Origin of the sequence: Mycobacterium sp. (assembly GCF_965230835.1) — a bacterium.
Lineage (GTDB): Bacteria > Actinomycetota > Actinomycetes > Mycobacteriales > Mycobacteriaceae > Mycobacterium.
The window spans coordinates 4879380-4902447 of the sequence record NZ_CBDDLW010000002.1; the positions used below are offsets into that span (position 1 = coordinate 4879380).

The following is a 23068-nucleotide window of genomic DNA, read 5'->3' on the forward strand; positions in this document are numbered from 1 at the left end:
ACCCGAGCTACGAAGGTTTCCCGTAGACGTTGACCATCTGCCGGTCCACCACTATCCATGCGGCCTAGCGCCGGCCAGGCCGTACGCTAATTCCTGTGACTCCTCGAGATCCTGGCGAAACGCTGCCTCGACTGCAAAATACCGTCGTCGTCGCGGCATTCGAGGGCTGGAACGATGCGGGTGACGCGGCCAGCGACGCGGTGGCGCACCTGGCGACCAGTTGGGATGCCCTACCGATCGTGGAGATCGACGACGAGGCCTACTACGACTACCAGGTGAATCGCCCAGTCATTCGTCAGATAGATGGGGTCGCACGGGAGCTGGCATGGCCGGCAACGCAGATCTCATACTGCCGTCCACCGGACAGCGACCGCGACATCGTGTTGATCTACGGAGTCGAGCCGAATATGCGCTGGCGGACATTTACCGATGAGCTGCTGGCCATCGTGGGAAAGCTCAATACCGAAACCGTGGTGATTCTCGGGGCGCTGCTGGCCGACACGCCTCATACTCGGCCGGTGCCGGTCACGGGCGCGGCCTACTCCCCCGAATCGGCGAAGCTATTCGGCCTCGAGGAAGCCCGCTACGAGGGTCCGACTGGCATTACCGGGGTGTTTCAATACGCCTGCGTGGCAGCCGGTATCCCGGCTGTGACGTTCTGGGCCGCGGTGCCGCACTATGTGTCGCACCCACCGAATCCCAAAGCCACCGTGGCGCTGCTGCGCCGCGTTGAAGACGTCTTGGACCTCGCGGTGCCACTAGCCGACCTACCGGCACAAGCCGAAGCCTGGGAGTCGGAGATCACAGAAATGACAGCAGAGGATGAAGAATTGGCCGACTACGTGCAGTCGCTCGAGCAACACGGCGACGCCGCGGTCGACATTAACGATGCGCTCGGCAAGATCGACGGCGACGCGCTGGCCGCGGAGTTCGAGCGTTATCTGCGCCGTCGCCCGGGGTACGGACGCTGACTCTGCGCCACTACTGGCTGGGCCGCTCCAGGCTTTGGGTGTAGGCGCTGGTGGAACGCCCCAGCGCCACCACCTCGGCGTCCATGCCAGGCAGTATCCCTGCAGCAGACCGCAGGACCGGGAATTCGCCGATCCGGGTGGCCAACACTGGCTTGACCCAGCGGAACAAGCCAACCCAGCCAGGGCAATACACCCGACGTCGACGCCGCTCGATGCCCTTGACAAAGGCCTCCGCGCACTCGTCAACCGAAGTGGTCTTATTCAACGGCCACGGCAGCCTCGTCAGTAGCTTGCCGAATGACGGCAGGTCGGACTTGGCGTCGCGAACCAAGGCGGTGTCGATCCAGGACATGTGCGCCGAGCCGACGCTGACACCATGGTGGGCGGTTTCCAACCGCAGCACATTGGCGAGCATCTCGACGCCGGCCTTCGATGCGTGGTACGCCGCCAGCCCCGGTGCCCCGGTGAACGCGGCCAGCGAGGAGACGATCAACACATAACCTCGGCTGTCGATCACCGCGGGCAAGGTAGCCCGCACCGTATGAAAGACACCCAGCATGTTGACATCGCCGACCCGTTTGAACGCCTCGGGGTCGACCTGCAACACCGATCCGTAGCTAGCAATGCCGGCGTTGGCAACGACGACGTCTATCCGGCCGAACCGCTCAACGGCCTTATCGGCAGCAGCTTGCATAGCGGATAAGTCGCGCACGTCAGCGACCACAGTTAGTACCCGGTCGTCGCCAAATTCGGCACCGACTGCAGCCAGCTCCGCTTCGTCGAGATCGGTCAGCACAAGTTTGGCGCCCCTGGCGTGCAGCAGGCGGGCGACCTCAGCCCCGATTCCCCGCGCAGCACCTGTGACAAATGCAACGTTGCCCTGCAGCCAAGTCATGGCCGAAACGTACCGCCGCCGCGATTACAGGTCCACACCCAAAAGCGCATCGATTGTCGTTTCCATCAATCTTGGCGCCTGGGTGTCGTGCCCGCCGTACTCCAGGGCATCGGTGGTCCAACCATCTATCGCGGCAATCGCCTTGGGCGTGTCGAGGTCGTCGGCCAGGTACGTGCGTACCCGGGCTATCGCGTCGGCGGCGTCGGGACCCGCGGATAGCACGGTCGCGGAACGCCAGCGTTGCAACCGTGCGCTCGCTTCGTCGAGCACGGGCTTGCCCCAATATCGGTCCGCACGGTAATGCCCCGCCAGCAGACCCAACCGCACCACCGACGGCTCGACGCCTTGGGCGAGCAGCTTCGACACCAGCACCAGGTTGCCGCGGCTCTTGGACATTTTGTGCCCGTCCCAGCCGATCATTCCGGCGTGCACATAGTGGCGGGCGAATCGCCGGTCGCCGCTGACAGACTCGGCGTGTGCCGCGGTGAACTCATGATGCGGAAATATCAGATCGCTGCCGCCACCCTGAATGTCTATGCCGCTGCCGAGACGACTGAGCGCGATGGCCGCGCATTCGACATGCCAGCCGGGGCGGCCCGGCCCGAACGGCGACGGCCATTGGGGCTCCCCCGGCCGTGCCGCGCGCCACAGCAAAGCGTCGAGCTCATCGATCTTGCCGGGCCGATGCGGATCGCCGCCGCGCTGCTCGAAGAGATGCAACATAGTGGCGCGGTCGTAGCCCGACTCGTAACCAAACTGCGGCGTGGCATCCGCGCGGAAGTAGATGTCCTGATAGTCCGCGTCGACGACGTAGGCCGCCCCAGAGGCAAGCATCTTTTCGACAAGTTCGATAATTTCCGGGATCGCCTCGGTCGCCCCGACGTAGTCGTGCGGCGGCAGTACCCGCAATGCGGCCATGTCCGACCTGAACAGGCCAACCTCGCGTTCGGCGAGATCACGCCAGTCGACCCCGTCGCGGTCCGCACGCTCGAACAACGGATCGTCGACATCAGTAACGTTCTGCACGTAGCGCACATTGTGTCCAAGGTGCAGCAGCAATCGATGTATCAGGTCGAACGCGAGATACGTGGCGGCGTGGCCCAGGTGAGTCGCGTCGTATGGCGTGACCCCGCAGACATACATGGTGGCAATCGGCCCGAGCGCCAATGGACGCACTTGCCGGTCCGCGGTGTCATACAACCTCAATTCCGGGCCACGCCCCGGCAACGCCGGAACCGGCGCAGGCGACCACGACAGCATGCACTCGACTCTAGGCCCGACTCCGATGCCGGCCGGAACGGCCTGACGCGAGGGTGCCCCGTGAGCGCGCCGGAACAGCCGACTAGCCCCACATCTGCCGGATAGCGCCAAGCAGAATCGGCGATACCTCGGCGCGACACATCAGCAGGTCAGGCAGGTAGGGGTCGGGTTGGTTGTACATCAGTGGGGAGCCGTCCAGGCGCGATGCATGCATGCCTGCGGCCAGCACCACCCCGGCCGGCGCGGCCGAATCCCATTCCCATTGACCGCCAGCGTGCAGGTAAGCGTCAACGTAGCCGTCAATCACAGCCATCGCCTTGGCCCCGGCTGAACCGATCGGCACTGCTTCAATGGGTACCGCCTGGCTTATCAGGTGCAGGACCGCCGGTGGCCGGGAGGCGCTGACAGCAACCCGCAGCGCTCTGGAAGCGTCGGTGGGCCCGCGCGCGGCAGTCACCGTGTCGGTGCGATACACGATGTTTCCGCGAGCCGGCAACGAAACCGCAGCATCGGTGATACACGGCTGACCGTTGGTCCCACGTTGCCATAGCGCAATGTGTACCGCCCAGTCGTCACGGCCCCGTGTCGAGAATTCACGAGTACCGTCCAGCGGGTCGATGATCCACACCCGGTCGGACTGAAGTCGATCCAGATCGTCATGGGCTTCTTCACTGAGTACTGCGTCGTTTGGCCGTTCAGCCCGCAATCGCCGCATGAGAAGTTTGTTCGCCCGACTGTCACCGGCGCGGCCGAGCGCCCTCGGATCGTCGAAACCGACTTCGTCACGCACCGCCAGCAGAAGTTTCCCAGCGTCGATGGCAAGGTCGGCAGCCAGCGCGGCGTCTGTCACTTCGTCCGTCAGATCATGTGCGTCAGCCACCGCTTCAGTATCGCTGAACGTAGTGGGCCGTCTCCTTCGACCACCCACAACAGCGTCGCGCACGCCAACCCGAGACGTTGGTGTTGACGCTCTTCAGCACCGGTCTACTGGCAGTTCCCCTGGTCAAACCAGCGTTGAGGTGCGCGCCAGCTCGGGTCGACCCGGGAGCGAACAGCTCAAAAAGCCGGCCACGGAATCGGCCGGTGTCGGTTTGGTCCGGGCATCACTGGATTGTCCAGCAGCGCATATGCGCGCCGGCGCAGTGCCGAGATTTCAGCGCGGGTGATCCACTCAGCAAAAGCGTCGGCGAGGGAACCACCGAGATCCTCAGCAAACTCGGCAACCGAACCCAAAGTTTCCTCATCGATCGGCTTGCCGGCCCAACCCCACAGCACAGTGCGCAGCTTGTTCTCCACGTGCAAACACAAGCCGTGGTCAACTCCGTAGACATGACCGTCGAGCCCGTGCAAGATGTGCCCGCCCTTGCGATCGGCATTGTTAATGAGCATGTCGAACACCGCCATCCGCCGCACTCTGATGTCGTCAGCATGCATCAGAACAACCTCGTCGCCGGCGTAGTCGTAGGCTCGCAGCACCGGCAAATAGCCCGGTTGTGGCTTCCCTGCCGGAAACACGTCGACGAGGTCAGGCCCGGGCGCCGGATCGGAATCGGCAGCATCACCTGGCTGCTGCACCCACCGCTGCAGCATGCCAGGGCCAGCGGGCCCATCGCGAATCACGGTGTACGGCACAATGTTCCAGCCCAGCCTAGTCGACACCAGGTAGGCGCTGAGTTCGCGACCAGCCAACGTTCCGTCAGGGAAGTCCCACAACGGCTCCTCGCCAGAGACCGGCTTGTAGACACAATGCACGCTGTCGGCGCCCAGCGTTGCCTCACACAGAAAGGTGGCGTTACTCGCCGAGCGGATGCGGCCAAGGACCGTCAGCTCGCCGTCCCGCAGCACCTCACACTCATCATCCCCCGGGGTCATCATCGTTGGATCCGAGCAGCGCGTCGCGACGGTAGCCGTTAGTGCGTGCACACATGTGTCCTTCGGGGGCCAGCGGTTCGTCGCACAACGGGCACGGCGGACGTCCCGCCGAGATGACGCGGTTGGACCGAGTCGCGAACTGTCGCGCCGACTCGGGCGTCAGAAACACCCGTACCGCGTCGGGCCCTTCTTCAGTGTCGTCGAGCACCACTGAGGCGTCGAACTCCGCATCGGTCACGGCCAGCAATTCGACCACCACAGTCTGCGCCTCGGAATCCCAGCCCAGTCCCATGGTCCCCACCCGAAATTCGGCATCGACCGGCATGATCAGTGGGCTGAGGTCGTCGACCTCGTTAGGCTCGGGGGGCACCGGGGTGCCGAACCTGCGATTCACCTCAAGCAGCAACGCTCCTATCCGATCTGCAAGGACGGCAACCTGCTGCTTCTCCAACACCACCGAGACCACTCTGGCGTCGTGCACCGCCTGGATGTAGAAGGTGCGATTTCCGGGTTGGCCAACGGTTCCGGCCACGAAGCGGTCGGGTGTGCGGAATACATGAATTGCGCGGGCCATAGCATCTCCAAAATACCGTGCAGACGCCACGACCGTATGGTCCGTAGGCCAGCTGCCCTGGGGCTGATCGAGCCACGGCGCGAAACATGACGCCGGCAGTGGCCGAGCAGCTGCCCGATCAGGGCCGGGCTCCGCTCGTCGCAATCCGGTCCAGATCTCAGGCCGCCATTGCGAGATTCCCGTCACAGTGCGGGGCGCCGAACGGCTGCACCAAAATGACCCGCGCTGCAGAAGGGCTCGGCGATCATACCGCCGGGGTTAGAGTCACGGACGTGCCTAAGATCAGCGCCTTATCCGTCGAGGAGCATCGAGAGCGGGTCCAACGCCGTGTCTTCGAAGCCTTCGCCGCACTGATGGCCGAGCACAGTTTTGATGCGATCACAATGGCCAAACTTGCGGCCGCGGCGGGCATCGGGCGCACCGCGATATACCACCACTTCTCCGACAAAGAAGCAGTGGTCGTCGCATTCGCATCCCATGAGACGAGTCGCTACATCGACGAATTGCGCACGCATCTAACAGACGCCAACGATGCGGTTGAGCGACTGGTGATCTACATCAGATACCAGCTCGATGCCGGGCGACGCTTTCACATGGGGCTGGGACCGCAACTCTACGGCGCCTTGTCGCCGGCCACGATGAGCGCCATCCGTGAGCATGTCGTGGCCATCGAAGACGTGTTGCGGGAGATTCTGACCGACGGTGCGACCACGGGACAGCTCGCGTTCGAGGATGAGGCCGCGACGATGTCACTAATCCACGCCTGCCTTTCGCCTCGCGACCTGCCGGTGCCGGTGATCGAGCGATTTGTCCTGCGCGCACTCGGGGCGGCGCCATAAGAACGAGACCCAACCGGGGCATGCTATTTTGACACTTCGTCAGAATGATTTTGACATGTTGTCACGATATTCAACGACCACTCGGAGGAGAGCATGCAGCCGAGCTTCGCTGACACCACCCCCCCGTTGTCCGTAGCGTTAAAGCAGGGTTCGACCCAAGAACACGACGCAGCCGAGCGGTCGCTTTTCGTGACAGAACTACTTGCCGGCCACGTCAACAAGCAGGGATATGCCGACTACCTGCTGCGGTTGCGAGTGATTTACGCCGCGCTCGAGGACGCCGTGCGGGCTCGTCGCGACGACCCGTTGGTCGCCGCTGTGTTCGACCCGGCGCTCGAGCGCCTGACGGCCATTGAAGCCGACCTAGACGAGTGGGCGCCCGGCACCCCACGTGACGTCGAATCACCTGCCGCGCAGGCCTACCGTGATCGCATCACCAGCGCTTGCTGGGGAGGCGCTCTGGTGGCTCACCACTACACTCGCTACCTGGGCGACCTATCGGGTGGACAGGCCATCGGCAAGATGCTCGACCGCGCTTTCGGCTTGGATGGCGCCGGCCTAGCGTTCTACGCATTTCCGATGCGACCCAAACCCTACAAGGACTCCTATCGAGCCCGGCTTGACCGACTTGGCCTTGAGCCCGAAGAGGTCGGTCACGCGGTGAACGAAGTGAAGATTGCTTTCGGCTTAAACAAGGCGTTGCTCGACGAGCTAGCGAGCAATCTCTCTACCTACTGTCGTTGATTGGCGCATCTTGCCGCGGGCCGCTGGTTGCTCCTTCAGGAGCTCCATCCCGCCAATACCGCGCCCCTCGACGATTGCCACCACATCGCCATGGCGTGTTCGCCGGTCTCGCAAACGGCCTGCAGGTCGCCAAATCCTCGTCGCGATCAGTGTCGCGCCGTCGCGAATGGCGACGCTAGCGTTGACATCAGCCCGAGCCGCTTGCCCTAGTCCAGCCAAGCAATCCGTGCCGTTTGGCAACGACAGTCGGAACAGTTGTTCGTCGCGGCGAGGTCACCGGACCTAAAACGTGGCGCCGCCAGCTGGAGTTTCAAATTTGTTCCCGGATATTTCGAATATATCCATAAAAAATATACGGCTAAACCATTGCTGATGCCTTTCGCGTTGAAGAACCTACAGCCGCGCAATCGGGTGGCAAGTACTTCATAAAATCCCGCTTGAACCGTGGCCTGGATATCCGAAGGGCGGTATCACCGCCGTAGCTTGCGGGAGGACAACCGGGGCCATCGCTCCCGCCCCCGCGGTGATCCACTCGACGACATGGGACTGAACGCTCGCCCGCCGCGTCGAGGACCACCCATATCCACAATGGCCGGGCCCCGAATTCTGACGCGCGAAAATGAATCCGGTTTCGTATACTTAGGCGTCCTCGGCGGATCTTGCCATGCGAAGAGCCAAATTCCGCTCTTACTCAGACGACGCTGTCAGAGAGCGCTGAATCGTCAGGAACTTCTCTCAGCCGTTGACGAGTCGCGCCCAGCTATGTTGGAGGTACTAGTAGTGGATTTTTCCGCGTTGCCGCCGGAGATCAATTCCGCCCGGATGTATGCGGGACCAGGTTCGGGGCCGATGGTGGAAGCCGCAACGGCTTGGGACACATTAGCGGCGGAATTGAGTTCGGCGGCAACCTCATATCGCGCGGTGCTCGCCGAACTAACCGACGGGCCATGGCTGGGCCCGGTGTCGATGACAATGGCCGCGGCCACCGCCCCGTATATGACATGGATGAGCTCCACCGCCACCCAGGCCGCGCTAACCGCTAGTCAGGCCACAGCCGCAGCAGCAGCCTACGAAGCAGCATTCGCCGCAACCGTGCCGCCGCCGCTGGTCACCGAGAACCGAGCCGTACTGGCGTTGTTAGTCACCACCAACCTGTTCGGGCAAAACGCCCCGGCGATCGCAACAACCGAGGCACATTACGCCGAGATGTGGGCCCAAGACGCCGCCGCGATGTACGGCTACGCCGGCAGCTCGGCGACAGCAACGCAGCTAACACGATTCACCTCACCGCCGAACATCACCAACCCTGGCGGAGCAAGCGCCCAGAGCGCCGCCGTCGCTGAAACGACCGGCACCTCAACCGCAAGCCACACATCATCGGTGCTATCTCAACTACTCTCCACCGTGCCCAATGCACTGGAAGAACTCGCCTCCGGCGCGCCAATTAACCCGATCAATTGGCTGGAAAGCCTTTCGACTACCTCACTGCCGAGTTTAATCAATAGGCTCCTTCAGGTTACTGGCACGCACTTGTCTAATCTCAGCGGGCTATTTTTCGCAGCCTCGGTGACTCCATTCTTTTTAGCCCCGCTAATGCCGCTTGCGTTGCCCGCTGCGGCCGCGACTGACGCATCCGCGGTGGCCGATGGCACGCTGGGAGCGAGTCTGGTGGGTTCGGCTGGGCCGGCGGCCGGTTCATCGGTTTCGGCGGGCATGGGCGAAGCGGCGCTGGTCGGTAATGTTTCGGTGCCACCATCGTGGGGAACGGCGGCACCGGAGATCCAACTCGCGTCAGCGGCATTGCCAGCCGCCAACCCAGCAGGCGCGCTCACCGCGCTACCCACTGGGGCCAGCGGTTGGTCTGGCGCAATACCACCGATGGCCGGCCTGGTGAACGCGCCAAGGCATACCGGCGCTCGACCCCCATCCACCTCGGCCAGCGAGCCAGCCAACCCACAAGCTGGGGGGTCTCGCGCTGCCGGAGCCATGCCCGGACGATGGGTGCCAGCCGAACATCGCGCTCACACCACCAGTAGCCCGTTGAGTGCACGTGAACGCGACGACCTCGAAGCGATGCGCAAAGAACTCGCTGAGTTGGCGATGGAACGCGACGCGGCGGCGCGGTTGATCAGAGAGGCGATCCAGCCATGAGTTCATTGAATTTTGGGGAGTTGCCGCCGGAGATCAATTCCGCCCGGATGTATGCGGGACCAGGTTCGGGGCCGATGGTGGAAGCCGCAACGGCTTGGGACACATTAGCGGCGGAATTGAGTTCGGCGGCAACCTCATATCGCGCGGTGCTCGCCGAACTAACCGACGGGCCATGGCTGGGCCCGGTGTCGATGACAATGGCCGCGGCCACCGCCCCGTATATGACATGGATGAGCTCCACCGCCACCCAGGCCGCGCTAACCGCTAGTCAGGCCACAGCCGCAGCAGCAGCCTACGAAGCAGCATTCGCCGCAACCGTGCCGCCGCCGCTGGTCACCGAGAACCGAGCCGTACTGGCGTTGTTAGTCACCACCAACCTGTTCGGGCAAAACGCCCCGGCGATCGCAACAACCGAGGCACATTACGCCGAGATGTGGGCCCAAGACGCCGCCGCGATGTACGGCTACGCCGGCAGCTCGGCGACAGCAACGCAGCTAACACGATTCACCTCACCGCCGAACATCACCAACCCTGGCGGAGCAAGCGCCCAGAGCGCCGCCGTCGCTGAAACGACCGGCACCTCAACCGCAAGCCACACATCATCGGTGCTATCTCAACTACTCTCCACCGTGCCCAATGCACTGCAAGGACTCGCCTCCGGAGGCCCCGCACAGTGGCTTGAGCACCTCATCAATGCGTACTTGACCCTGAGCGCGGATACAGCAGGCTATGAATCGTTCGTGGGTGGTGCCACGTTCTTAGCCTCTGGAGTCGGGTATGTCTTGTCCCCAATGGTGAGTTCGTCGTTGACGCCGTTCGCGTCGGCCGTGTCGGCGGAACAGAGCGCGGCAGCAGCAGCGGGAGCGAGTCTGGTGGGTTCGGCTGGGCCGGCGGCCGGTTCATCCGTTTCGGCGGGCATGGGCGAAGCGGCGCTGGTCGGTAATGTTTCGGTGCCACCATCGTGGGGAACGGCGGCACCGGAGATCCAACTCGCGTCAGCGGCATTGCCAGCCGCCAACCCAGCAGGCGCGCTCACCGCGCTACCCACTGGGGCCAGCGGTTGGTCTGGCGCAATACCACCGATGGCCGGCCTGGTGAACGCGCCAAGGCATACCGGCGCTCGACCCCCATCCACCTCGGCCAGCGAGCCAGCCAACCCACAAGCTAGGCGACCTCGCGTGTTTGGTGACACGCTGGGCCAGTGGGCGCAGTCGGACCCGCGGGCACCAGACGAAGCAGGCGCAAGCAACGAGCGGGATGAGTTCAACCGGCTACAAAGAGCGATTGCCGAATTGGCGAGGGAACGAGACGTACTCCAGCGCTCGGCCTCGCTGTTGATCAAGGAGGCTTTGCAACGGTAGATACGGCCACGGACCCTGTCGTTCAACGACAGTCCGTTTTCGGCAACCCACGCAGCAAACCGCGGCTCACCTGCCCGCCAGCGGCACAGCTATGCGGACTAGACAGTTGAGCGACATTGACACTCAGCACACCGCCAGGCAGCTAATGCGGAATTCCTCCTAGCAGGCGGGTGCTTGTCCGGCATTGGCAGGGTAGCCGGATGTGATTGATGAGAATCAGTAGGGTGAGTTCGGGTTTGGCGCCCAACCAGGCATCAGGTCGAAAGGAAATTTTTCGTGCCGAACGCATTTCGCGATAAGTTCAGCCGCGACACCATCGCGGAGCCCGCAAAGATTGGCGCGCCTGTTCGCCAAGTAGCGAAAGAATTGAGAATCTCAACGGCGCCCGCGGGCGAGCAGATGCGCTGGCCCTCGAAATACGACATCAACGAAATTCTCGCGCCGACGCCAAGCAGCCTACGTGGTGGCCAACAGTGACCGCGGCTGGTCACGACCCGATTCTGTACATCGACGGAAAATGGTGCCATGCCGTCCGCGGCACCACCCGCGAGGTGCTCAACCCGGCCGACGGTAGCGTCGTCGCTGTCGTTGACGAGGCGGGCATCGATGATGCCAAAGCCGCGGTGGCAGCCGCGCGGGCAGCTTTTGACAGCGCATCGTGGCGCACCACCACGATGTCGGAGCGTGCGGAGCTCCTGCAGCGTATTGCTGACTTGCTGGTGCGCGATCGCGACGAGATCGCACGTATCGAGACACTCGACACGGGAAAAACCCTGCGCGAGAGTCACATCGATATCGATGATGTGGCTTCTGTACTCCGGTACTACGCACGACTGGTAGCGGTCGAGTCGGATCGCGTAGTCGATGTCGACGACCCGGTGATCATTAGCCGGGTTGTGCGCGAGCCGATCGGTGTGTGCGTGCTCATCGCACCCTGGAACTATCCGCTTCTGCAGATCGGCTGGAAGATCGCGCCGGCGCTCGCCGCGGGCTGCACCATGGTCGTGAAACCCAGCGAAGTGACCCCGCTGAGCACCATCGCCCTGGTGCGGCTAGCCGAGGAGGCCGGCGTGCCTGCTGGGGTGCTCAACCTCATTCAAGGGAGCGGCGCAGCCGTCGGCGACGCGCTGACGAACACCCCCGATGTGGATATGATCTCGTTCACTGGTGGCGCGTCGACTGGCGCCGTTATCGGGCGTGCGGCAGCAGCGCACGTCACCCGGGTGACCCTCGAGCTTGGGGGCAAGAACCCGCATGTCGTATTCGCAGATGCCGACTGGGACAGCTCCGTGGACGCCGTCGTCACCGGCGTGTTCCTGCACTCGGGACAAGTGTGCTCGTCAGGGACTCGGCTCATCATTGAAGACAGCATCGCCGATACGTTTGTCGCACAACTGAAGACGCGCGCCGAAGCCATCCGCTACGGAGACGGCATGGACCCCGCGAGCCAGACCGGCCCACTGGTCTCCATGGCCCACCGCGAGAAGGTAGAAGACTATGTGGCACTGGGACTCTCCGAAGGAGCAACTCTGATCACCGGTGGCCAGCGGCCCACCGAGGCGCGATTTGAACCCGGCAGCTACTTTCCGCCCACCATCTTTGACCACTGCGACCGCGGGATGCGAGTAGTCACGGAGGAAACGTTCGGTCCGATTCTCACGGTGGAACGGTTCAACACCGAGGCGCAGGCCATCGACTTGGCCAACGACACCTCCTACGGTTTGGCCGCTGGCGTACGTACGTCTGATCAAGCCCGTGCCGAGCGGGTCGCACGTGCGTTACGCCACGGCACGGTGTGGATCAACGACTTCGGGGTCTACACCGCGGCCGCCGAGTGGGGAGGCTATGGAAAGTCCGGAAACGGTCGCGAACTCGGACCTGCCGGACTAGCCGAATACCAAGAGCACAAACATATCTGGACTAATACGACACCTCGGAAATTGGGCTGGTTTACCGGCTAATCCAACCAAGAAGGTCGGTCCGCCCTGGACTTACCAGCAATGGCCATTGACAGGCTGGAAGGCAGGACAAAAATTTCAGTCCAAACGGTATCTGATGACCACGGATTGGGGCATTTTGGATACAAAGAATCCTTAGATCGCAGCATCGGGAGATTCGCGAGTTTCGCCGCCGGCGTGAGCTACATCTCCATTCTCACCGGCACGTTCCAGTTGTTCTATTTCGGATTCGGCACCGCTGGACCGGCCTATTTCGGGTCATGGCCGATGGTGTTCGTCGGCCAGCTGACCGTCGCGCTGTGCTTCATGGAACTGGCCGCCAAGTACCCGGTCGCCGGCTCGGTCTACAACTGGTCCAAAACCCTGGCCAGCCGTCTGGTCGGCTGGTCTTCAGGATGGCTGATGCTAACCGCCTCGATCGTGACACTTTCAGCGGTCGTGCTGGCGTGTCAGCTGAACTTGCCACTGCTGTGGAGCGGCTTCCAGATCATCGGCGACGGCACCGGCACCTACGATTTCGCCGCCAATGCCGTCATCCTCGGCAGCATCCTCATCTTGTTCACCTCAGTAGTCAACGCGCTAGGTGTGCGACTCATGGCGATAATCAACAGCGCCGGGGTCTTTATCGAACTCATCGCCGCTGGTCTGATCGCAATCATCCTCGCCGCCAATATAAGACGCGGGCCTGAAGTGTTCTTTTCCACTCACGGTCACGGCGACGCGCATTCGACCGGATATTTGGGGATGTTCCTCATCGCGTCGCTAGCGTCCGGCTACGTCATGTACGGGTTCGACACCGCAAGCTCGCTAGGTGAGGAGACTGTCGAGCCGCGCCGTACCGCGCCCAAAGCGATCTTGCGGGCCATCCTGGCGTCCTTCGTCATTGGCGGGGCAATCCTGGCGTCGGCTGTGATGTCGGCACCGAACCTCAACGACCCCAAGATCGGCAAGAGCACCGGCGGCCTGCAATACCTTGTCCAGCAAGTTATGTGGGGCCCACTCGGCAAGATCTTCATCGTCTGCATCTTGGTCGCGGTGACCGTCTGCTCACTAGCGGTGCACACCGCGGCAATCCGGTTAACGTTTGCGATGGCAAGAGACAACGCGTTGCCATTTGGCGAACGACTGGCTCGGGTGAACCCGAGGACGCAGACACCCATCGTGCCCGCCGTGGTGATCGGGATGATCGCCGTGCTGATCTTGGTGATGAACGTCGGGCAGCCAAAGATCTTCACAGTGCTGACCTCGATCGCGATCATCATGATCTATCTGTCGTACTTGATGGTGACGGGTCCGATGCTCAAAAAGCGCCTCAATGGACAGTGGCCGCCACCAGACCTGGCCGAAGGACGCTATTTCACGATGGGTAGGTGGGGTTTGCCGGTCAACATCCTGGCGGTGCTCTGGGGCGCGGGCATGGCGTTGAACCTGGCCTGGCCGCGTGTGGTCGTGTACGGCAACCCGTGGTACAACACCTGGGGCGCGTTCGTCTATATCGGCGTCATCCTCGGCTTGGGAGTGACCTGGTACGGCGTCAGGGGCCGCCACGATCTGGGCACCCTCGCATCGCATTCAACCGAGAACGCGGAGTGAACATTGGCATCTGGCAACACAGCTAGGGATACGTTCGACTACGTCATTGCGGGGGGAGGAACGGCGGGCTGCGTGCTCGCCGCGCGCCTGTCGCAGGACCCATCGGTCAGCGTCTGCCTGTTGGAGGCTGGCCCCAGCGACGTCGACGACGACAACATTTTGATGCTCAGCCGGTGGATGCACCTGTTGGACTCCGGCTACGACTGGGATTACCCGATCGAGCCTCAGGAGAAGGGCAACAGCTTCATGCGCCACGCCCGGGCCAAAGTGCTCGGCGGATGCTCTTCACATAACTCTTGCATCGCCTTTTGGCCACCGGCCGAAGGCCTTGACGAGTGGGAAGCGATGGGTGCCACCGGATGGGGCGCCAAACATTTTCTGCCCTATGTGAAACGCGTAGAGAGCAACGATGCCGAGGGCGACCACGGTCGCGACGGACCCGTCCGGCTGCGCGATGTGCCGCCCAATGACCCGTGCGGCGCAGCAGTGCTGGCGGCCGCGGCCAAGCTCGGCATGCCGACAGTGACGTTCAATAGGGGCACCACCGTGCTCAACGGCGCAGGTTGGTTCCAGATCAACGCCGCCGAAGACGGCACCCGGATGTCGACGTCGCACGCCTACCTGCATCCAATCCTGGGCACCCGTAAAAATCTTGAGGTCCGCGCGAATTCGTGGGTCAGCGAAATCTTGTTCGATGAGGCCAGTGCCGCGACCGGAGTGCGCTATCTACGCCCCGACCTCACCGGCTACGACGTCGCGCACGCGCGCCGCGAGGTCGTGGTAACCGCGGGGGCCATTGACACCCCTAAGTTGTTGATGCTCTCCGGCATCGGTCCGGGCGACCACCTGAGCGAGTTCGGGATCCCGGTGCGCGTCGACTCGCCAGGTGTAGGTTCCAACCTCGACGACCATGTCGAGGGCTTGGTGTTCTGGGAGGCCGCTCGCCCAATGGTCACAACATCGACGCAGTGGTGGGAGATCGGCCTGTTCACCACGACGGTGGCAGGCCTCAACCTGCCCGATCTAATGATGCACTACGGCAGTGTGCCATTTGATATGAACACTCTGCGCTGGGGTTACCCGACCACCGACAACGGATTCTGTTTGACCCCCAACGTAACTCAAGGCCGCTCTCGGGGAACCGTACGACTACGATCGCGTGATTTCCGCGACCGAGCCAAAGTCGACCCACGGTATTTCACTGACCCCGACGGCCATGACGAGCGGATAATGCTCGCAGGGGTGAAGCTGGCTCGTAAGATTGCTCAGCAGGATCCGTTGCGACCGTGGGTAGCCCGCGAGCTAGCTCCTGGACCCGACGCAGTCACCGATGACGAACTGACCGACTACATTCGCAAGACTCACAACACCGTTTATCATCCGGCAGCCACGGCCCGGATGGGTGCGCCAGACGACCCGATGGCGGTCTTGGATCCACAGTTGCGAGTCAAGGGCGTGCAGCGGCTGCGCGTCGTCGACGCATCGGCGATGCCGAAATTACCTGCGGTCAACCCAAACATTTCCGTAATGAGCATGGCCGAAAAATGCGCTGATCTGATTCGCGAGATGTGATCACGCGGCTAGCGGGTGCCGATGCCCCGCAGGCGTGGTTGCCCAACGCGAACATATGCGCTGTTGCAATCCAAGCCTCCGGAGGCACCCACTACCAGCTGCGATGCGCGACCACCCGCTCAGACGGGCAAGGAGATCTGTGCTGCGAGGTCACGGCGCAAGCCGCCAGGCCAGCCACTGTATGATCGGCATCTGCAACCAGTCTTGCAAAACTTACCGATACTCAATTTGAATCTAACCGGAAATTTGGGCAATGAGTGACGATGCTGATTTGGTTCGGGCTGTTAATGAAGCGAGCGAGCGCTGGAAGAGCGCTTTTAACGCCGGTAATGCTGCCGAATGCGGGGCACAATACGAGCATTCCGCAACTATGAAGGCAGAACCGTTCGGAACCTTCGAGGGGATCGACAAAATTCAGGCGTTTTGGCAAAAACTTATTGACGATGGATTCTCGGATGTCGAATATCTAGATCCCCAGATCGAAGTGGTCGACCAGAAAAGTGCAGTACTTACGTCTAGTTGGAAGATGAACAAGGCGCAAGGAACTATCCACCGTGAACTTTGGGTAATTCAGGAAGACGGTTCCGCGAAGCTACGCGAAGACCATTTTCAAGCGAGTTGACAAATCTCGACCGAATCGGCGGCGCGCAGAAAATATGCGGTCTAGCCTATGAGCTTGCCGATAGGTGCCGCCGCGGCGGTCCGGAACCGCACGTCGCTATCTCACGCGAACCCATCTGAGCAGCCCACCCTAAAGGACGAGGGGCAGAACACCCCCATCCACAACCCTTGGCAATTCGCACCGCCGCCCTGAGCGACACGATTTGATTCTCTAGAAGCCAAACCTCCACGCTAGCTGTCGATCCACATCGGCCATTTGCGCGCTAGCAAGGTCGAGGGCGTCCAGTAGTTGCGAGGTGGAGGCAATGTTCTTGCGGTTGATGTCGACAAGCTGCGCCAGGCTTTCTTGAGTGACCCGTGTTGTTGCTCCATGCGAACTTGTGCTCAGCGAAGCCTGGGCTTGGCGAAGGTGATCCAGCGCCGACTCCGACCGGGACATGATCCGCCGCAAATCACTTACTCGCTCGGCAATACTTCTATGGTCATAAACCACATTGTTTGCGTCGCAAAAACCCGAAGCTAACTCAAGGGGGTCTCTTACTGCGCTGAGATGCCACAGGTATGGGATTTCGCCCCCTAGCGCGACAGACTGTCTCGCGGATAACGCGGCGGACTGTCTCGCCGGTGTTTCAATGCCACCTTCTCCCAAAGGCTGTGAACCGGGGCTGAGATACCAGTGGTACGGGCATTCGTCCTCTAACGCGACGGATTCTCTGGCCAGTGTTTCAGCGTCGCTTTCCCCCCACGGCCGCCAACCAAAGCCAAGATCAGATCGATGATCCCAGACATACGGGGTTTCGTCCCGCAACGCCGCATAACCGCTTACCGGTCTTCGTAACTCGACATAGTCCCCGTCCGAGTCGGTCGCGTCTCATCGCTGGTGTAAATGGTCACGGGCGTAGGTTCCGTCGCAACCGACGAAAGCTATGAAGGAGGGGCTACGCCCGTGACCAAGCGAGTATCGCCGATTGAGCGTGTGCGTGTTGAGATGGATCAGTTGTTCGCCGCGACCGAGCGGCCGTTGACCGAGATTTTGGAGGAGGTCGGGCGGTTATCGGTGCGTCTGGTGTTTCAGGTCGCCGTGGAGGCCGAGGTAGAAGCAGTGTTGGGCCGAGCCCGTCACCAGCGTCGGGTTCAGGACGGCCCGGGCGGGTACCGCAATGGGTATCAACCGCCGGCGACGGTGAAGACCACGATGGGCTCGGTCGAATTATGCCGCCCGAAACTACGCGACACCGACGAGCGGTTCTGTTCGCGGCTATTCGGTGCCGGGGTGACGCGCACCCACGCTCTGGAGGCGTTGGTGATTTCGGGATGGGTGCGCGGTTTGTCGGATCGCGACATCGAGGCCGCGTTGGCCGAGGTGCTGGGCTCGCAGGCGGCGTTGTCGCGCTCGACGGTGAGCCGGATTTGTGCGGCCATCAAAGACGAGTTCGCTGCGTGGTCGTCTCGACGCCTTGATGAGCTGGTGTTGGACTACCTGTTCTTGGATGCCTCGAACTTTCGGATGCATCCCAACGCCCCGGCCGAGCCGGTGCTGGCCGCCTGGGGCATCTGCACCGACGGCAAGCCCCTGTTTATTGGGCTGGCCCCAGCCGCAGCGGAGTCGGCTGATGCGTGGGCCGACTTCTTGGCTGACCTGAGGAACCGGGGACTACGCCCGCCGCTACTGGGCATCTCCGACGGGGCGCCGGGCCTGATCGCCGCATGGGAGACCACGTTTCCGGCAAGCCTGCGTCAGCGGTGTCTGATCCATCGCTGCCGTAACGTCATCGCCAAGACACCTGTCGCGGTCCAGGACGAGATCAAAGCCGCGTTCTGGTCGATCTTCGATGACATTGACCAGCCACCCGGCCAGCAGGCCGTGGATGAAGCCACCCGCCGCGCCGAGGAGTTCACCACCACATACCGCGGGCTCTACCCAGCCGCGGTCGCTTGCCTGGCCAACGACTTCGCCTCGCTGAGCGTGCATTTGCGCTTCCCCCGCCAACACTGGACACGCATCCGCCATTCCAACCTCATCGAACGCACCTTCGGAGAATCCCGTCGCCGGGTCAAGGTCATCGGCCGCCTACCCGGCGAAACCAGCTGTCTGTCGCTGGTATGGGCCGTCCTCGACCGCGCCAGCCGCGGCTGGCGCGGAGTCACCCAAACATCAGCGACCAGCCGCCACCTCCAAGAACTACGCCACCAACTGCTCGAGCCACCCCGCCCACTGCATCCCCCCACCACAACAACCACGACCGACACCACCGCCGCGTAACATGACCACCAGGAACATGCGCCCAGCGTTTTTACACCAGTCCTAAGACGCCACCGTCCGAGTCACTTTCCGGAGTTTCAACGTCGTCTTCTCCCCACGGCTGCCAACCAAAGCCAAGATCAGATCGATGGTCCCAGAGATACGGAGTTTCGTCCCGCAACGTGACATAGCCTGGTGCGGGTTTTCGTAATGTGACGTAATCTGCGTCCGAGTCTGTATCGCTGTAGTCTCGGCTTCGGTTTATGTCGTCTATCGACGCGTAGTCTGGGTCCGGGTCTATCGCGCTGTAGTGTGCGTCCGGGTTGCCCGTGTTGACGTAGTCGCCCGAAGCTGTCGCCGATTGCGGGTTTACGGGCTCGTCGGGTCCAACGTATGGGGATTCGTCGCCTAACCCGACGAGGCGGCTTGCCGGCGCGCGGCGCAGTCCTGCCGGGCTATTTGCCGACATATCGACATAGCGCGCTTCTACCGGCTTGAGATAGTCAGGCTCGCCCACCAACTCACCAGAACCTTGCGCCGCCAATTCGCCCGTTCTCTGCAGGTCCAGTCGCTCAGCCAGAACCTGACCGGTGTTTTCGTAGTCCGGGTCTATCGCGCTGTAGTGTGCATCCGGGTTGCCCGTGTTGACGTAGTCACCCGAAGCTGTCGCCGATTGCGGGTTTACGGGCTCGTCGGGTGCAACGGAGAGGTATTCGTCCACCACAGCGAGCCTTGCCGGCGCATGGCACATTCCCGGCGGGGCATCCGCGGGTACGTTGACGTAACGCGCTTCTACCGGCTTGAGATAGTCAGGCTCGTCCCCCAACGCACCAGGACCTCGCGCCGCCAAATAGCCCGTTCTCTGCAGGTCCAGTCGCTCAGCCAGAACCTGACCGGTGTTTTCGTAGTCCGGGTCTATTGCGCCGTTGCCTCGGCCAGGGCTCCGGCGTTGTTGATTAGCAGGACCGTGAGCTGCGCTGATGATCTTTGGAGCCGCGCTATTGGGGCCGGAGTGTAGGCACGGGCTATCTGGAGAACGATCGACTTGGTTACTGTTCGTCGTTCGTCTGGAGTTGCCCGTGCCTACCGTTTCCGTATTGCCTGTGTCGTCGGTTCCAGAGGTGTTCGATCGCTGGAGTCCTGATGAGCGCAGCGAGCTCATCCGATCGGAGTTTCTCGATGTGTTGGCCTCGGTGCCAGACCCCAGGGACCCACGCGGTCGGAGGTATTCGCTGATGGCTTTGTTGGCGATCGCGGTTCTGGCCACTGCCGCGGGGATGCGCGGCTATGCCGGCTTTGCCACGTGGGCGGCCACCGCCCCCGACGATGTGTTGGCCCAATTAGGGGTCCGGTTCCGGCGGCCCAGTGAGAAGACCTTCCGCGCTGTTTTGTCTCGGCTAGACCCCGCCGACCTCAACGTCAAGATGGGAAGTTACTTCACTGCACACGCGGCCAGCAACGACCCCAGTGGATTGGTGCCGATCGCGTTGGACGGCAAGATGCTGCGCGGTGCTTTACGCGCCAAAGCCACAGCCACGCATCTAGTGGCGGTGTTCGCCCACCGTGCCCGCTTGGTGCTCGGTCAACTCGCTGTCACCGAGAAAAGCAATGAAATTACCTGCGTACGTGCCCTGCTCAAGCTACTGCCGGGTAGCTTGCGGTGGCTGGTCACCGTGGATGCGATGCACACCCAGGTCGTCACCGCGAAGTTGATCTGCGCCACCTTGAAGTCGCACTACCTGATGATCGTCAAGTCCAACCAAGCCAAAATACTTGCGCGTATCACCGCGCTGCCCTGGGCCGAGGTGCCCACCGCCGCTACCGACGACTCCCGCGGCCACGGCCGTGTCGAGACCCGCACCCTGCAAATCATCACCGCTGCACCAGGAATCGGCTTCCCCTACGCAAAACAAATCATCCGGATCACTCGTGAACGCTTGATCACCGCCACCGACCAGCGCAGCGTGGAGGTGGTCTATGCCATCTGCAGCCTGCCGTTCGAGCACGCCCGCCCTACCGCGATCATGACATGGATGCGTCAACACTGGGGAATCGAGAACAGCCTGCACTGGATACGCGACGTCACCTTCGACGAAGACCGTCAAAGGGCACATACCGGAAACGGCGCACAGGTCCTAGCAACGCTACGCAACACCGCGATCAACCTGCACCGCCTCAACGGCGCCGACAACATCGCCGAAGCCTGCCGCATCACCGCTTTGACCGCCAACCGCCGCCTAGACCTCCTCAACCCACAATTCCCCAGCTCACAAGCCTGCCAATCAACAACGCCGTAGCCCTGTTGCCTCGGCCCCGGACTATGTCATCTATCTCAGCGTAATCTGGGTCCGAGTCTATATCGTCTATCTCAGCGTATTCTGGGTCCGAGTCTATTGCGCTGTAGTCTCCGCCCAGGTTGGGCGAGTTGACGCAGTTTCCGCCCGAAGCTCTAGCCGATTCGGGGTCTCCGGGTTCGCCCTGTTCGACGCATGACGATTCGCCCCCTAACCCGGCAGGGAACCTTGCCGGCGCATGGTGCATTCCTGGCAGGACATCCGCGGGGACGTTGACGTAGCGCCCTTCTACCGGCTCAAGATAGTCAGCCTCACCCCCCAACCCCACGGGGGACGTTGCCGGCTCAAGGTATATCCCCGCCGAGGCATCCGCGGGTACATTCGCGTAGCGCCCTTCTACCGGCTCAAGATATTCAGGCTCACCCCCCAACACAACAGGGGCCTCCCCCGGCAGTTCGCCTGGCCCCTCCCTGTCCGGTTGCCCGGCGGGATCCTGACCTATATTTTGGTCCTCTGGCTCGATCAAATGGCCTCTCTTAAATCGAATTTCGCTTTGTCGCCGGCAAGTCTCCGAAAAACATCAGTAAATACGAGTGAGTCGTCCCGGCGAACTCGGAGACTGGCTTTACTGATTAATCACGTTGTTACAGGTTCAGAGAGTGGAGAATAATAGTTATGGCGGGATTGCATCGATCCCGCACCTCAACTCGACAATACAAAAATAAGCCCGACTCGCAGAACAGTCAAATTATTTCGAATGCTTGATGCGACAGCCGCATCAACAATGCTAGACCTAATAAACATTACAGAAACAATAAAATGTCGGAAAATTTTTCTTTGCGACTAGTGAAAGAATCACACAAGACGCAATGCCCAACTTTTACTTGCGGACTAGCTCCCGAAACCTACCAACCCTCGAGCGATTAGCCCATGCGGCAGTGTCTCGCGCTCACTACAGTCACGCGGAAGCGGCATGTCGCCGAGCTGTCATACCATGCTCTACCCCTATTCGAAGCCAGGCACAAGTGATCACTTTGCCAGTGTAAGTGAACGCTCAAATAGGGTCAACTTCGCGGTGCGGCTAAGCTAGTTTGAGCCCGCGGCCCGGAGGGCTTTCCGGAACCCGGGCCGAGGGTGCGCCACTAGACGTTGCGCGGCGGTATGGTTCACGTTCTCCACCACACCCCTTGGGTTACCGCGCCAGGGTTGAGCAGATCGTCATCGGCACCCCATGGCGCTTTGCCGCTCTGGCAAACGGAGCGCTCACCCGACCGCCACACCCTCCAGCCGCACCGCCGCAATGGCATGACGCGGCCCACAGGCCGCGCGTCGCCTTGCCCCACGACACACGAAACCGGTGTTTCTTGAAGTCATCTACATCAAACCTGTCAGCTGTTCGATTCAGATGATGTCCAACCACCGGCGCCCGTAGCGCCCGGTCAGCCAGATCGCCACCTTCGAACCTTTCAAAATCCCAGAAGGCTGCTGTCTGCCGGCTGTGAACCAGCGGATGCCTATGTGATGAACACCAGTGATCACTTATGATCAGCACAATCATGAACTCCGTATCGACGCAATACTCAATGACTGGTCAATCGAATGCTGGGGTTCTTCGAGTGTCTATCGCCACAGAGTTTGGTCCGGTTCTGTTTGATTTTTTCGCCACTGATGCGGTTAAAAAGGCGACGTTCGGCGCCAAGGAAGGCATGTTAGTAAACATCAGTACAGAAATAGAAAATGCAATGCCACGTACTCAACTAGGCCCTTGCATCAACGTAAACATTAAGGCAGCAAAGCAAGGCCCTGAAGAAGCCAATGACATTGCAACAGCATTACACGGTACCATTTTTACTAATTGGGCCCAGTATGCCGCCCACTCAATCGGCGGGTATGGACTATGGCCCGGTAATGGTAATGCAAAATTACGACGAATTCGCAGCTAAATCCCAACTCGACTATTGCCAATACCGTGAATCGACTTAGCGATTACACACAGGAACCGCTTAAAACTATCTCTACATACCTTGATGTTGATCTGCCGAACTCTTTTAGGTTTTAACTTTTTCGACTTCTAAGACAACGGAGGTAAGAAAGCTCATGGCCAGCGATGATTCCAACAAA

At 61.5% G+C, this 23068-nt stretch carries 20 protein-coding genes; 13 read left to right on the plus strand and 7 right to left on the minus strand.

Translation table 11 applies throughout. The features are described 5' to 3' along the window. Nucleotides 1-95 precede the first annotated feature (95 nt). The gene (locus ACO07W_RS22235; protein ID WP_421845712.1) at nucleotides 96-971 is read left to right on the plus strand and encodes a PAC2 family protein; all 876 of its coding nucleotides are present in this window, start codon (nucleotides 96-98) and stop codon (nucleotides 969-971) included. Nucleotides 972-981: 10 nt separating this feature from the next. On the opposite strand, the gene ACO07W_RS22240 is transcribed toward ACO07W_RS22235, so the two are convergent. The 5 genes from ACO07W_RS22240 to ACO07W_RS22260 all read right to left on the minus strand — a co-directional run bounded on the left by ACO07W_RS22240 (nucleotide 982) and on the right by ACO07W_RS22260 (nucleotide 5572). Continuing rightward, nucleotides 982-1866: an SDR family oxidoreductase gene (locus tag ACO07W_RS22240; protein WP_421845713.1), complete on the minus strand. Its 885-nt coding sequence runs from the start codon at nucleotides 1864-1866 to the stop codon at nucleotides 982-984. A 24-nt stretch (nucleotides 1867-1890) separates the two neighbouring features. Then, entirely contained in the window at nucleotides 1891-3126 is a 1236-nt protein-coding gene (gene mshC, locus ACO07W_RS22245; protein ID WP_421845714.1) for a cysteine--1-D-myo-inosityl 2-amino-2-deoxy-alpha-D-glucopyranoside ligase, read from the minus strand. 82 nt (nucleotides 3127-3208) lie between these two features. Further along, nucleotides 3209-4006, minus strand: a complete 798-nt coding sequence (locus tag ACO07W_RS22250; protein WP_421845715.1) for a 3'(2'),5'-bisphosphate nucleotidase CysQ — start codon at nucleotides 4004-4006, stop codon at nucleotides 3209-3211. Between the two features lie 176 nt (nucleotides 4007-4182). Next, entirely contained in the window at nucleotides 4183-4998 is an 816-nt protein-coding gene (locus ACO07W_RS22255; RefSeq protein WP_421845716.1) for an SCO1664 family protein, read from the minus strand. Then, nucleotides 4982-5572: a DUF3090 domain-containing protein gene (locus tag ACO07W_RS22260; RefSeq protein WP_421845717.1), complete on the minus strand. Its 591-nt coding sequence runs from the start codon at nucleotides 5570-5572 to the stop codon at nucleotides 4982-4984. Before ACO07W_RS22260 ends, ACO07W_RS22255 begins: the two co-directional genes overlap by 17 nt. Before the next feature lie 272 nt (nucleotides 5573-5844). On the opposite strand from ACO07W_RS22260, the gene ACO07W_RS22265 reads away from it, so the two are divergent. From ACO07W_RS22265 to ACO07W_RS22305, 9 genes are all read left to right on the plus strand, one after another. Continuing rightward, on the plus strand, nucleotides 5845-6411 hold the full coding sequence (locus tag ACO07W_RS22265; protein WP_421845718.1) for a TetR/AcrR family transcriptional regulator: 567 nt from the start codon (nucleotides 5845-5847) through the stop codon (nucleotides 6409-6411). Between the two features lie 93 nt (nucleotides 6412-6504). Then, nucleotides 6505-7155 carry a heme oxygenase (biliverdin-producing) gene (locus ACO07W_RS22270; RefSeq protein ID WP_421845719.1) on the plus strand — a complete coding sequence of 217 codons (651 nt, stop codon included), beginning with the start codon at nucleotides 6505-6507 and terminating at the stop codon, nucleotides 7153-7155. Nucleotides 7156-7935: 780 nt separating this feature from the next. Continuing rightward, on the plus strand, nucleotides 7936-9306 hold the full coding sequence (locus tag ACO07W_RS22275) for a PPE family protein (RefSeq protein ID WP_421845720.1): 1371 nt from the start codon (nucleotides 7936-7938) through the stop codon (nucleotides 9304-9306). A 5-nt stretch (nucleotides 9307-9311) separates the two neighbouring features. Further along, nucleotides 9312-10667, plus strand: coding sequence for a PPE family protein (locus ACO07W_RS22280; RefSeq protein WP_421846172.1), 1356 nt, complete (start codon nucleotides 9312-9314; stop codon nucleotides 10665-10667). 276 nt (nucleotides 10668-10943) lie between these two features. Continuing rightward, nucleotides 10944-11144, plus strand: a complete 201-nt coding sequence (locus ACO07W_RS22285) for a hypothetical protein (RefSeq protein ID WP_421845721.1) — start codon at nucleotides 10944-10946, stop codon at nucleotides 11142-11144. Continuing rightward, nucleotides 11141-12628 carry an aldehyde dehydrogenase family protein gene (locus ACO07W_RS22290; protein WP_421845722.1) on the plus strand — a complete coding sequence of 496 codons (1488 nt, stop codon included), beginning with the start codon at nucleotides 11141-11143 and terminating at the stop codon, nucleotides 12626-12628. Before ACO07W_RS22285 ends, ACO07W_RS22290 begins: the two co-directional genes overlap by 4 nt. 39 nt (nucleotides 12629-12667) lie before the next feature. Further along, nucleotides 12668-14218, plus strand: coding sequence for an APC family permease (locus ACO07W_RS22295; protein ID WP_421845723.1), 1551 nt, complete (start codon nucleotides 12668-12670; stop codon nucleotides 14216-14218). 3 nt (nucleotides 14219-14221) lie between these two features. Then, complete coding sequence (locus ACO07W_RS22300) at nucleotides 14222-15790, plus strand: GMC family oxidoreductase (RefSeq protein ID WP_421845724.1); 1569 nt, start codon at nucleotides 14222-14224, stop codon at nucleotides 15788-15790. Between the two features lie 253 nt (nucleotides 15791-16043). Then, complete coding sequence (locus tag ACO07W_RS22305; protein ID WP_421845725.1) at nucleotides 16044-16412, plus strand: YybH family protein; 369 nt, start codon at nucleotides 16044-16046, stop codon at nucleotides 16410-16412. 210 nt (nucleotides 16413-16622) lie between these two features. Here the strand turns inward: ACO07W_RS22305 and ACO07W_RS22310 are convergent, their stop codons facing one another. Next, nucleotides 16623-16904 carry a hypothetical protein gene (locus tag ACO07W_RS22310; RefSeq protein WP_421845726.1) on the minus strand — a complete coding sequence of 94 codons (282 nt, stop codon included), beginning with the start codon at nucleotides 16902-16904 and terminating at the stop codon, nucleotides 16623-16625. Between the two features lie 495 nt (nucleotides 16905-17399). On the opposite strand from ACO07W_RS22310, the gene ACO07W_RS22315 reads away from it, so the two are divergent. Next, nucleotides 17400-18674: an IS256 family transposase gene (locus ACO07W_RS22315; RefSeq protein ID WP_421840071.1), complete on the plus strand. Its 1275-nt coding sequence runs from the start codon at nucleotides 17400-17402 to the stop codon at nucleotides 18672-18674. A 31-nt stretch (nucleotides 18675-18705) separates the two neighbouring features. On the opposite strand, the gene ACO07W_RS22320 is transcribed toward ACO07W_RS22315, so the two are convergent. Next, entirely contained in the window at nucleotides 18706-19479 is a 774-nt protein-coding gene (locus ACO07W_RS22320) for a hypothetical protein (RefSeq protein WP_421845727.1), read from the minus strand. Between the two features lie 253 nt (nucleotides 19480-19732). On the opposite strand from ACO07W_RS22320, the gene ACO07W_RS22325 reads away from it, so the two are divergent. Together ACO07W_RS22325 and ACO07W_RS22330 are read left to right on the plus strand one after the other, a co-directional pair. Then, nucleotides 19733-20950: an ISAs1 family transposase gene (locus ACO07W_RS22325; protein ID WP_421845728.1), complete on the plus strand. Its 1218-nt coding sequence runs from the start codon at nucleotides 19733-19735 to the stop codon at nucleotides 20948-20950. A 1553-nt stretch (nucleotides 20951-22503) separates the two neighbouring features. Continuing rightward, on the plus strand, nucleotides 22504-22890 hold the full coding sequence (locus ACO07W_RS22330) for a hypothetical protein (RefSeq protein ID WP_421845729.1): 387 nt from the start codon (nucleotides 22504-22506) through the stop codon (nucleotides 22888-22890). The last annotated feature ends 178 nt before the right edge of the window (nucleotides 22891-23068 follow it).

Excerpts from the sequence above, each read along its gene's own strand:
- ACO07W_RS22240 (WP_421845713.1), bottom strand. The coding sequence starts at position 1,866 with ATGACTTGGCTGCAGGGCAACGTTGCATTTGTCACAGGTGCTGCGCGG.
- mshC (WP_421845714.1), bottom strand. The coding sequence starts at position 3,126 with ATGCTGTCGTGGTCGCCTGCGCCGGTTCCGGCGTTGCCGGGGCGTGGC.
- ACO07W_RS22255 (WP_421845716.1), bottom strand. The coding sequence starts at position 4,998 with ATGACCCCGGGGGATGATGAGTGTGAGGTGCTGCGGGACGGCGAGCTG.
- ACO07W_RS22260 (WP_421845717.1), bottom strand. The coding sequence starts at position 5,572 with ATGGCCCGCGCAATTCATGTATTCCGCACACCCGACCGCTTCGTGGCC.
- ACO07W_RS22270 (WP_421845719.1), top strand. The coding sequence starts at position 6,505 with ATGCAGCCGAGCTTCGCTGACACCACCCCCCCGTTGTCCGTAGCGTTA.
- ACO07W_RS22295 (WP_421845723.1), top strand. The coding sequence starts at position 12,668 with ATGGCCATTGACAGGCTGGAAGGCAGGACAAAAATTTCAGTCCAAACG.
- ACO07W_RS22305 (WP_421845725.1), top strand. The coding sequence starts at position 16,044 with ATGAGTGACGATGCTGATTTGGTTCGGGCTGTTAATGAAGCGAGCGAG.
- ACO07W_RS22315 (WP_421840071.1), top strand. The coding sequence starts at position 17,400 with ATGGATCAGTTGTTCGCCGCGACCGAGCGGCCGTTGACCGAGATTTTG.
- ACO07W_RS22330 (WP_421845729.1), top strand. The coding sequence starts at position 22,504 with ATGAACTCCGTATCGACGCAATACTCAATGACTGGTCAATCGAATGCT.